Source organism: Spirulina sp. CS-785/01 (assembly GCF_028330525.1).
GTDB lineage: Bacteria > Cyanobacteriota > Cyanobacteriia > Cyanobacteriales > Spirulinaceae > JAQMSD01.
In genome coordinates, this window is sequence record NZ_JAQMSD010000077.1 from 1 (window position 1) to 11,011 (window position 11,011).

6 protein-coding genes are annotated in these 11,011 nt (G+C 43.6%); 2 read left to right on the top strand and 4 right to left on the bottom strand.

Features of this window, described 5'->3' with window-relative positions; all coding sequences use genetic code 11:
* Positions 1-152 precede the first annotated feature (152 nt).
* Together PN462_RS04435 and PN462_RS04440 are read right to left on the bottom strand one after the other, a co-directional pair.
* Positions 153-2,516, bottom strand: a complete 2,364-nt coding sequence (locus tag PN462_RS04435; RefSeq protein ID WP_272126780.1) for an ATP-binding protein — start codon at positions 2,514-2,516, stop codon at positions 153-155.
* Positions 2,517-2,620: 104 nt separating this feature from the next.
* Entirely contained in the window at positions 2,621-4,933 is a 2,313-nt protein-coding gene (locus tag PN462_RS04440) for a putative PEP-binding protein (RefSeq protein ID WP_272126782.1), read from the bottom strand.
* 522 nt (positions 4,934-5,455) lie between these two features.
* On the opposite strand from PN462_RS04440, the gene PN462_RS04445 reads away from it, so the two are divergent.
* Together PN462_RS04445 and PN462_RS04450 are read left to right on the top strand one after the other, a co-directional pair.
* Positions 5,456-6,208 carry a response regulator transcription factor gene (locus tag PN462_RS04445; protein WP_272126783.1) on the top strand — a complete coding sequence of 251 codons (753 nt, stop codon included), beginning with the start codon at positions 5,456-5,458 and terminating at the stop codon, positions 6,206-6,208.
* A gap of 184 nt (positions 6,209-6,392) precedes the next feature.
* A complete protein-coding gene (locus tag PN462_RS04450; protein WP_272126784.1) occupies positions 6,393-7,577 on the top strand; it encodes a glycosyltransferase family 4 protein in 1,185 nt (394 codons plus the stop codon).
* Positions 7,578-7,607: 30 nt separating this feature from the next.
* Here the strand turns inward: PN462_RS04450 and PN462_RS04455 are convergent, their stop codons facing one another.
* Both PN462_RS04455 and PN462_RS04460 read right to left on the bottom strand, forming a co-directional pair.
* The gene (locus PN462_RS04455; RefSeq protein ID WP_272126785.1) at positions 7,608-9,668 is read right to left on the bottom strand and encodes an ABC transporter ATP-binding protein; all 2,061 of its coding nucleotides are present in this window, start codon (positions 9,666-9,668) and stop codon (positions 7,608-7,610) included.
* A gap of 42 nt (positions 9,669-9,710) precedes the next feature.
* On the bottom strand, positions 9,711-10,922 hold the full coding sequence (locus tag PN462_RS04460; protein WP_272126786.1) for a glycosyltransferase family 4 protein: 1,212 nt from the start codon (positions 10,920-10,922) through the stop codon (positions 9,711-9,713).
* Positions 10,923-11,011: the final 89 nt, after the last annotated feature.

An 11,011-nucleotide genomic window follows, 5' to 3' on the forward strand; every position in this document is an offset into this window, starting at 1 on the left:
AGGAGAGAGAATAGAGGAGAGAGGATAGAGAAAAAATTACAGACTACTCACTTCTCACTTCTCACTTTTCTCTCCTCACTTCTTCTCCCCCATCTCCTCTATCTCCCCCATCTCCCCCATCTTCCCTATCACCAATTACCAATTACCAAAAATCAAATTCCCAAATTGGCTAACTTTTCTTTAGCTTCCTCCTCCGTTGCTTGGGAGTCACGGGGGATAGTAATAATAAACTGTGTTCCCCCTGACTCTGGAGTGATAATTTCAATATCTCCCCCATGTAACTCCACAATAATCTTATAAGAAATAGACAATCCTAACCCAGTTCCCTTACCAACGGGTTTTGTAGTAAAAAATGGGTCAAAAACTTTCTGTTGAATTTCCTGCGGAATTCCTGGGCCATTATCCGCAATAATAACTTGGACTTGGGGAACTTCTGTCTCTAATAATTGAGTGCTAATCTGAATCTTTTTATCCTCAAATTCTGCTTCCTCCATCGCATCAATTCCATTGACAATTAAATTCATAAAGACCTGATTTAATTGATTAGGATAACAGTCAACCTTGGGTAACTCTCCATACTTCTTTTCGATAGTAATCTCTTTCTTTAACCGATTATAAAGTAACAATAAAGTGCTTTCAATTCCCTCATGAATATCCACTCGCTTCATCTGTGCTTCATCTAAACGGGAAAAATTGCGTAATGACACCACTAAATTGCGGATTCGTTCTGCACCAATACGCATCGAATCGAGAATTTTAGGCAAATCTTCTTTAACATAATCTAATTCAATTTCTTCTTCTAATTCCTCTAATTTTGGAGGGATATTATTGAGATTGTCATGATAGGCTTCAATGACTTCCAATAAATCATCAATATATTGCTGGACGTGAGGTTGATTGCCATAAATAAAATTAACTGGATTATTGATTTCGTGGGCAATTCCCGCCACCATTTGTCCTAAACTGGACATTTTTTCACTTTGAATTAAGTGAGATTGAGTTCTTTGGATTTCTTGTAATTGTTCTTGAGTTTGTTTGAGTAAATCTGCTTGATTAATCGCAATTGCTAGTTGATCGGCCACTGCTTGTAAAACTTGTCGATCTGCTTCTGTCCACCAATAGCGATGGCGATGATAACAAATTAAATACCCTCTGGTTTCATTTTGTACAGGTAAGGCTAAATAACAATTTGTATCTAGAGGAATGGGTTCAGAATCCTGTTCATTGCCTTCCGATAAGGGGTGTAATTGTATCGCTTCCCCTTGTTCTAAAATTGCCTCCAAATTGTTCACGGTTTGGCTATCATACTGGCCAATTAAATCACTTTTTTTGCGACAATAGGCTTTTTGAACTTGTAAGGTGTTGTCCTGATAGCGACAAAAGAATACCCGGTCAATTTTCAGTAAGTTTCCCAACTCATGGACGGTGGTTTGTAAAATTTCATCTAAATTGAGAGAAGCACGAATGCGACGGATGAGACGATTGAGGAGTGCTTCTTGTTCAACTTGCGATCGCCGTTGTTCTGAGACTAAGGCCACCCTAGCTACAGCATACAGGGAAATAACCAACAATAACCCCAAAAAACCGGCCATAGTATTCAAGGCCCATAATTTCTGATTGATATTTTCTTTCGGTATCACTAAACCGATTGACCAATCTGTGGTTTGGAGGGGAAAATAAGCGACATAAACCTCTTGGTCTTGAAGCTGAGTTAGCTGTATTCCTTCTTCCTCATTCACCATTGCTTGGGCAAGCGATCGCACATTTTTATCCTCGCTTTCTAACCAACTAGCTACCGTTTTTTGAAGAATACTGGTTGGCTCAGAATTTTGGTCGGAATGCGGCTCAATAATGGGAACTCCTTCAGAGTTTAGCACCAACGCATAACTTCCCTCTCCATATTCGAGTTGTTCGATTATAACATTCACAGTTTCCAGAGAAATTCCTGCACCGAGTGTCCCGATGATGTCTTGAGAGGATTGGGGAGCATAAATGGGAGTATTAATCACAATAGTTACTTTTCCTGATGCTCTAGAAACCAGAGGATCGGAGATATAAGTATTACCGGCTATAGCTTGTTTAAAATGTTGGCGATCGCTTAAATTACCTGTGGTTTCTCCCGTAGCCCGAAAATCACCATTAGGCTCTATGATCGCTATATTTAAAAAGGCAGAATACTGCTGTTTTTGTTGTGTTAAATAATCTTTGGCTAGTTCCCAATTTCCTGTCCGCACAACGGGAACACTCGCAAAGTTTTCGAGGGTGCGTTGTTGAGTTTTCAACCAACTATCAGTTTTCCCCTGTCCTTTTTCTAGAGTTAGTAGGGCATTTTCTTGCAGTTTTTCTAATAATGCTTGACGAATTAATAAATAACTACTGACCGAAATAACTCCCACAATAACAGCAACAAAGCTAATGACCAGTAAAGTGAACCAATTTCGCCGATGACTCCGATAAGCTCGCCAAAAGACTTGCCAACTCTCTAAATCTAGTTTTTTCTTCAACCAATTTTTCATTTGTTGTTCTGTGTTCTTTGTTCTTTGTTTTGAGGGACTAATTGCTGGTTACGCTCCGGAAACTAGAACTGTCCATAATTAGGTAAAAGCCTCTGGCCTCCTGCTCAATTATTCATTATTTTCCGAGTTGCTTGTAACAAAAACCGTTGTTCTGCCCTAGCGATTTGCTGATAAGTCCGGAACACCGCCTCCGGTTCTACAGAAATCCCTGTAATACCCCATGGGATTAATTTATCAATTAATTCAGGATATTTTACCGGAGCTTGACCACAAATAATACAAGGAATCTCTAACTGTTGACTGGTCGTAATTAATTGCTTCACTGCTGCTAATACCGCCGGATGTCGTGCATTAAACGCTTCAGCTAAACAGCGTTCTTGTCCATCTACTCCTAATAGTAACTGAGTAAAGTCATTAGTCCCAATGGCAATACCTTGCACTCCCGCTTTCACATACTCCGGTAAGAGAAACAACACCGACGGCACTTCTGCCATCATCCACAACTCAAATCCTGATAACTGCATTAAACCCTGTTGTTGCACGCTTTGGTAGCAAGTCTTCCATTCTTCAACACTGCGCACAAAAGGCAAAATTAACTTGAGATTTTTAAATTGTCGTTGGACTTGAGCGAGGGCTTGTAATTCCGCTTGAAAGAGGGTGTCATTGTGTTGATAGGTAAACGTGCCACGAATGCCTAATAACGGGTTATTCCCTTGTTGTTCTGGAAGTTGAGGCAGGGGGGGGAATTCTTGCGATCGCCAGTCTGTGGACCGATACCAGACAGGCCGCGGAGCAAAAGTTTGAGCAAAGTCTCTAATAGAAGTTGTGAGAGACTCCACCAATTGCTCCGGATGCTTTAACCACCAAGAGAGAGGATGTGCTTGTAACAGACCCACCATCATCAACTCAGACCGCAATAACCCCACCCCATCGAGGGGAAAATGCTCAATTTTGGGCAAAACTTCCGGTTGACTGAGATTCACCAATAATTGGGTCCCCAAGGGATAAAAACTTTGGGGTTGGGGTTCAGGAGAAGGGGAAGGAACACCCTTAACAGGGGAGTCAGACTCAGCGGCCACCGCATAAATTGCCCCGTCTGTGCCATTCAACCGCACCCGTTCCCCTGGTTCAAGCAGTTGAAGTGCGTCCACCGCTTCAACAAGGGCAGGAATGCCTAATTCTCGCGCCATAATCGCCCCGTGACTGGTTAAACTCCCCTGTTCAATCACTAACCCGGCAGCAGAGGACAGGAGAGGCAACCAGTCCGCGGCCATGGTTTCCATAACGAGAATCTGTCCTTGGGGAATATGTGCGGTTTGGGAATGGTCTAGGAAAAAAATCGGCGCGACCACTTCTCCAGGGGATGCAGCTAAACCAGTGACTAGAGGGGCAGTTTTATCCATGGGAGTAGGAACAACGCTCAAGTTATCGTGGGAATGACGGTTGTATTGGGTGATATAAAGCTGTTGGGGGTCTGGGTTGGACGGTTCGGGGGAGGATGTGGGGGTTAATAGCCATTCTATAGAGAAATTGTCTGGATGTTGGGAGTTGAGTTGTTCAGCGAGGTGGAGGAGGTCTTGGAGAGTGGAAGGGTTGAGGGTGTATTGATTTTGTTGTTCTTCGGCAACCCGTTCGACTTCTAGGCAGGATGTGAGGGGGGAGTCTGGTGGGGAGTGGGAGAGAGTGTAGGCCCGGCCTTTGTGGCCGAGGGTTTGCTGGTCGAGGGAGGTTGTTCCTTGAGTCCCCTGGAGGGTGTCGGGAATGACTTCTCCTCGGACCCAACTGTGGCCTAACCCCCAGGTGGCTTGGACTTGCCAGTGGGTTTGGTTCATTTGTAGCGTACCGGAGGCGAGGGCATTTTGCAGGGGTTGAATGAGAACCGCCAGGGTGAGACTTTTCAGGGGAATGTTATTTCGTTGCCAAAAAAAGAGGCAACGGGCGCGAAAAACCTCAGACCACAGTTGTTTGAGGGCGGTGGCGAGGGCTTGGGGATGACACCAGCAGGCTTGCGATCGCACCAGTCCTTGAAAAGACAGAGGAGAGTTATCCTGGAGAGCGAAGGAAGGCCGCAGGAGCAACGCTGGACTGTTGAGTTTTTGGGCGGCCTGATACAAGTCCCCTGGCCACTGTTCCGGTAAGGGTTGCTGGGTAATATCGTGGCGAATGGCCTGGGCAACTTGTTGCAGGGTGAGATAATCTTCAACGTTGAGATGCAGGGAGGAGTCGGTTAACTCTGCCAAGAGGGGGTGAGAGTCCTGAAACATCACTAAAAACTCATGCCAAAGACCATTAGGCACCACAAATCCCGGCAAAATGGGATAACCCCGGTTCTGGAGTTGGCTCAAAATCAAGGCTTTTTCTCCAACACAAGGGCGATGGTTAATCTGAATCTGGTTGAGCCAATAAAAATCAGGCATTCCTTCCAAGGTCAAATTTGCTACTCACAGTGGACACAGGGCTGTTCAGTGGGGATGAGGCCGCCCTAGCTAGACCCAATGTCAAGACTTATTAAAATAATTCCACACTTTCCCCCTGTAGTGTAAAAAAGAACACTGTTCCCTTGCAGATCAATGTAAAATTTGCTCTTATAATCAGAACAGGAAACTTGAACTATATGGGCAAATCGCTCAAAAGGTCAATCCATAAAAAGCTCAGGCAAAAAACGGTTTTTGAGCGTCTGATAGAAATGTCAGTCATCCCACCAAATGGGGGAACTGAGGCCTGTTCGTTAGACCTATTCGTTAGAAGTTAACCCTGAATGGGGGGTGGGTTGGGAAGTCCCTGCTCAAACAAGATACCCTGCTCAAGTCTGTCCGCTTTTCCGGGAGACCCAAGGGCTGTTAACCTTGGATGGGATGAGAAAAATGTCAAAGTTAGATAAGACCTGTAATATTCTAAGACAAGATAGTTAAGACAATATAGCCACTAAAACTCTGGTCATGCCTCGAATTTTGGTCATTGACGACGACCCTGCAATTTCTGAACTCGTCTCCATTAATCTGGAGATGGCTGGATATGATGTAAACCTAGCTAGTGACGGTGTAAAAGGTCAGGCATTAGCCGTCCAGTTACAACCGGACTTAATTATGCTGGACTTAATGTTGCCGAAAGTTGATGGGTTTACGGTTTGCCAACGGCTGCGCCGCGATGAACGCACTGCCGAAATTCCCATCTTGATGCTGACTGCTTTAGATCAAACCCAAGATAAGGTGGGGGGGTTTAATGCAGGTGCAGATGACTATATGACCAAACCCTTTGAGTTAGAGGAGATGCTGGCTAGAGTGCGGGCCTTGTTAAGGCGGACGGATCGCATTCCCCAAGCGGCCAAGCATAGCGAAATTCTCAATTATGGTCCTCTGACGTTGATTCCGGAGCGATTTGAGGCCATTTGGTTTGATACAACGGTGAAACTCACCCATCTGGAATTTGAATTACTCCACTGTCTGTTACAGCGTCACGGCCAAACGGTTTCTCCTAGTGAGATTTTAAAGGAAGTGTGGGGTTATGATCCCGATGATGATATTGAGACCATTCGCGTCCATATTCGTCACTTGCGTACTAAACTTGAGCCTGATCCCCGTCATCCCTCTTATATTAAGACGGTGTATGGGGCTGGGTATTGTTTAGAGTTACCGGGAGTCAAAGACGCGAATGTGGATTCCGATTCGACTTCTGATAGCGCGATCGCATAACGGAATTCTGGATTCAATTCCAGAAAGCAGCTTCATGGCCAAGCTAGGGGAAAAGTAGGAAATCACCAGAATTGTGTGATATGGTGCGATCGCATAACTTTTCCCCAGCTAAATTTTCGCCAGTTCCATCCCTTCTCTCATTGAACACTATTGATTAGAATTCCTTCACTGTCTCCAAATATTTATGAGTCAATATTACGTATTTTTCGTGAGAGATATCCTTCCCCAAGCGGAAGCTCATTTAGTGCAAATGGCCCACTTAGCGAATGCTGCTGCTAATTTAGGCTATCCAACCGTATTGTTGTCTCTTGATAAAGGAAGCCATTTTTTTAATCCTTTAACCCATTTAACTCTCTTTCAACCCCAACCGACTCGCCAACCAATGCGGCAGTTTTATAACTTACAAGACCAGTTACAAACGGCAACCTTACCTGTTCCAAAAACCAGCACAGCCAAATGGACGAATCCAAGTACGCTCGTTTGTAAATATTATTTACCCTTTCATCTCCGCTCTCAAGTACAATTAGTCCACAGTCGAGACTGGAATTTTGTCAAAGCGGCCGTTCAAAATGGCATTCCAGCAATTTATGAACGCGATCATTATGAAAAGAAAAAATATGACCCCGAAATTGTCAAAAATCCTTTGTTTAAAGTGGCAGTCACGGTAGCGGATAATTTGCGTAACCACCTGATTGAAAACGGCATTCCCCCAGAAAAAGTCATTAAACTTCACAACGGTTTTAATCAACTCTTCTATGAGCGACACCCTGAAGCTGCAAAACAGTGGCGAACAGAGTTATTAAAGGATAACGATCAACATTTAGTGGTTTATGCAGGAGAATTGCTGCAATTTAAGGGAATTGATCTGTTAATCGAAATTGCTCAACAAATGCCCACTGTTCAATTTGCTCTGGCCGGGGGGAAAGAGTCTCAAATTCAGCATTATCAGCAAATCTTGCAGAATCAAGCCATTCATAATGTCACTCTCGTTGGTTATCTTCCCCATCACCGTTTAGCCAGCTTTCTCCAGGCAGCAGATCTCCTTGTCTATCCTCATTTATCCGGAGAAGCTGCTTCTTTTACGTCACCGATGAAATTATTTGATTATCTTGCAGCCGGAAGACCGATTGTGGCCACGCAAATTACACCGCTACAAGAATTTCAAACCTCTGATCTCGTTGCGACATGGTGTTCCCCCGATTGTTCGGAGGCTTTGCGGCAAGGCATTCAAAAAACGCTGCAACAGTATCCTCAATGGTCAATTGAGTCGATTCATAGTTGGGACACCGTGAAAAAATATTCTTGGGAACATCGCATTGAACAAACCTTGGAATATGTTGAGCTTGACCAACGTCCACCTCAAAACTAACCATAACAGGGGAGAAGGTTAAGCCGTTGTTTATTTTTCTGCCGGAAATTGCGCTCCATTTTCTTCAAAGAAGGAGAGGGTTTTCAATAAACTAATAGCTGCTTCGTAGGATTCTTGGATCAGTTCTTCTTGTTCTTCTGGGGTATCCACTAAATTATCTGTGACCAGTTGTAATGAGCCTAACATGGCGTTGAGGCGCGTTCGGACTTCGTAAGAGAGGCGAGTTCGTAGTTCGTGAGACGCACGAATGGAGGCGCGAATTAAGGCCGCATTGCTGGGGAGGGTGACTTTCTTCGCTTTCTTCTTGCCAAACTGCATTTCGTGGAGTTCGGCATAATGGCCGTCAAGTTCTAGGAGTTCGTCATGAGAACCCAATTCCACAATGCGGCCTTTTTCCATCACCGCAATTTTATAGGCTTGGCGGACGGTGGAGAGACGGTGGGCAATGACTAGGGTGGTGCGATCGCGGCATAATTCATTAATGGCTTCTTGCACCAGTCGTTCTGATACTGTATCTAAGGCACTGGTGGCTTCATCTAATATGAGAATTTGCGGATTGCGTAAGAGGGCCCGGGCAATGGCAATTCGTTGCCGTTGTCCCCCAGAGAGCATTACCCCGCGATCGCCAATTTCCGTATTAAACCCCTCAGAAAGCTGCATAATAAAATCATAGGCATTTGCCCGTTTAGCTGCCTCTATAATCTCCTCATCCGTCGTCTCCTCCCAACCATAGGCAATGTTATTGCGCACCGTGGTATTAAATAAAAAGGTATCTTGACTAACAATCCCCATGGCACGACGCAGGGTAGATAACTCAAAGTCTTTTACATTCACCCCATCAATCTTAATTTCCCCTTCAGTGGGATCATAAAAACGAGGAACTAGATCAACTAACGTCGTTTTACCCGCCCCCGATGATCCTACCAAAGCCACCGTTTTTCCTTTGGGGACCCAAAGATTAATATCCTGTAAAACTTCCTCCTCACTGCTGGGGTAGTGAAAATTGACCCCGTTAAATTGAATGCCCTCCTTTAACCCCGTGAAGGGTTTAGAGCCACTTTCCATAATGGGTTTATTGCTTCGGTTGAGAAAGTCAGCCACTAATTCCGCACTGGGGGCAGTATTAGCAAAGCGACTCCGCGCCCCATTCAGTTGTCCAATAATCGGGATCATCCGAAATAGAGTCACTAAATAAATTAAGAGAATTGTCGAAACTGACTCCAACTGTTCGGCAAATAAATAACGACCAATCACCACAATGATAATCACCGTTAAAATCCCGGAGACTTCATTAATGGGAGCAACTGCCGAATAGTTGGCTTGGGATTGTAAGTCGGCTTTTTCCCGTTCTTGAATATACTGCGCTAATCTTTGATATTCCGATTCTTCATTACTGACTGTTTTAATGAGACGAATGCCCGTTAAGATTTCTAACAGTTTATTAGAATAATCTCCAGATCTCTGAGATAAAATTCGCCCAAACTTTTTAGCTCTACGAACCCAGATTTGATTGGTTAATGCAACTAAGCACAGCAAAAAAGTCGAAATAATAGTTAATTGCCACGATAAAGATAAGAGAATCCAAACAAAAACTAAAATTGTAATTCCAGCAGAAAAAACTTTAATTCCCACACCTATAGCGGCTGCGGTTCGTGCAATTTCTTGGTTCATGTAATTGATTAATGTACCAATTTTTTGTTTAGAGTAAAAATCTAAATCGACATCTAACAGCAGGCGAACTCCCTCAAGACGCATCCCTCGAACTAAGGAACGAGCAAGATAATTAGACGATAAACTGGTTGCATAAGAAGCCGCATTTTTTAAAATAATCGCTAAGACAATAACAACAATCATAGCGATAAACTTCCAATCTCCAGGAAAAAGATCAAAGAATTCTATAATCGTTTTTAAAAACTGAGGACCTTTTTTTAATACTTCAGTATCTTGTCCCAAAAACCCTAACAGTAAAGGCACAATCAAAGCTGTACTAATTCCATTAAATAATGCTCCCGAAAAGCCTAAAATTGCTGTAATCACAATCAGCAATGGATGGCGTAATGCAAATTTTAGAAGGAGTTTATTACTAGACATAAAAAATAAGAGTTACTTGAAGAGCAAAAAATTTATTGCTTATTAAGAAGACTTTTGAGTTACGGTTTGCAACACTTGGTCTAAGCTATGAGACATTGCATCAAGACTATACCATTGGATACAGCGTTTCCGAGCTTGTTGCCCTCGTTGTAGGGCGGCATCATAATCACTAAAAATAACTTTGATCGTTTCTGCAATTTCTGAAGGCGAACTGGGTTCGACTAAAAAGCCGGTATCGCCAAGGACTTCAGGAAGATCACCCATGCGAGTGGCAATCACGGGTTTGGCCATAGACATTCCATCGGTCAGTTTTAAGGGAAATTGGGCTTGTGTAATGGGGGTATCCCGTTGGGGTACAATGACAATATGAGCCGCAGCAACCAATTCAGGCATTTTTTCAACCGGCTGAATAGGAAGCTGAATGAGCCAACGTCCCCATTTTTCCCGTAATTTTTTGTCATAGTCATCATAGGGACTCCCTCCTACAATGACCAGTCGAAGGTCTGATTGATCGAGAAGATCTAAGGCGTTTAAAATATCTTCTAATCCTTTGTAGGGACGCGGCGCACCTGGAAACATTAAAATGCGATAATCTTGTAAATCATACTGTTTTCTGCTGGCTTGAGCATCGTATTTTTGAGGATTAAATTGATGGGTATTTTTGCCATTAGGAACATAAATGCCACCGAAACGATTTTGCAAAAATTGGGTGTGAATTGTAACAGAATCCGCGTATTTGACAAATTTTTCAGACCACTTGAGATAAAAGGGATGTTCTGGGTAACGTAACGCCCCTTCAGGTTTGATAAGATCTCTTGCGAATTGTCGAAGACTTTCGGGATATTTCAGTTCATCCCCCCCATACCAACCTAAAACCCAATCATCAATATCTAAAATCAGAGGTTTGTGGGTCAAGAACTTTTGCCACAATGCAATTCCGAGGGTAGTTACTCGTGGTTGTTGAGCATAAAGAATATCTCCGGTTATGGCTTGGGCGAGTTGTTGGGCAGAATTCCAGAATTGTGGAAAGTGTTCTCCTTGAATAACCGTCAAGGGAAATTGACTAGCAACGGCTTCAGAGGGGGATTCATCTCCAAAAATAAATCCTAAAATTTGGACTTCGTGGCCTAATTGTTTTAAGGCTTGATACAGTAAAAAGGGGCGATTGCCTCCCCATCGTGCTGCGCCACTCACTGAGAGATCATGCACCAGAAGGGAAATTTTCAGGGGGTTGGACGGTTGGGAAGCCTTCATTTGCTCAAATAACTAGGTCAAAAAACGGGGTCAAAAAACGGGGTCAAAAAACGGGGTCAAAAAACGGGGTCAAAAAACGGGGTCAAAAA

What these genes read in the sequence shown, in the direction of transcription:
- PN462_RS04435 (WP_272126780.1), bottom strand. Translation starts at nt 2,516, where the DNA reads ATGAAAAATTGGTTGAAGAAAAAACTAGATTTAGAGAGTTGGCAAGTC.
- PN462_RS04440 (WP_272126782.1), bottom strand. Translation starts at nt 4,933, where the DNA reads ATGCCTGATTTTTATTGGCTCAACCAGATTCAGATTAACCATCGCCCT.
- PN462_RS04445 (WP_272126783.1), top strand. Translation starts at nt 5,456, where the DNA reads ATGCCTCGAATTTTGGTCATTGACGACGACCCTGCAATTTCTGAACTC.
- PN462_RS04450 (WP_272126784.1), top strand. Translation starts at nt 6,393, where the DNA reads ATGAGTCAATATTACGTATTTTTCGTGAGAGATATCCTTCCCCAAGCG.
- PN462_RS04455 (WP_272126785.1), bottom strand. Translation starts at nt 9,668, where the DNA reads ATGTCTAGTAATAAACTCCTTCTAAAATTTGCATTACGCCATCCATTG.
- PN462_RS04460 (WP_272126786.1), bottom strand. Translation starts at nt 10,922, where the DNA reads ATGAAGGCTTCCCAACCGTCCAACCCCCTGAAAATTTCCCTTCTGGTG.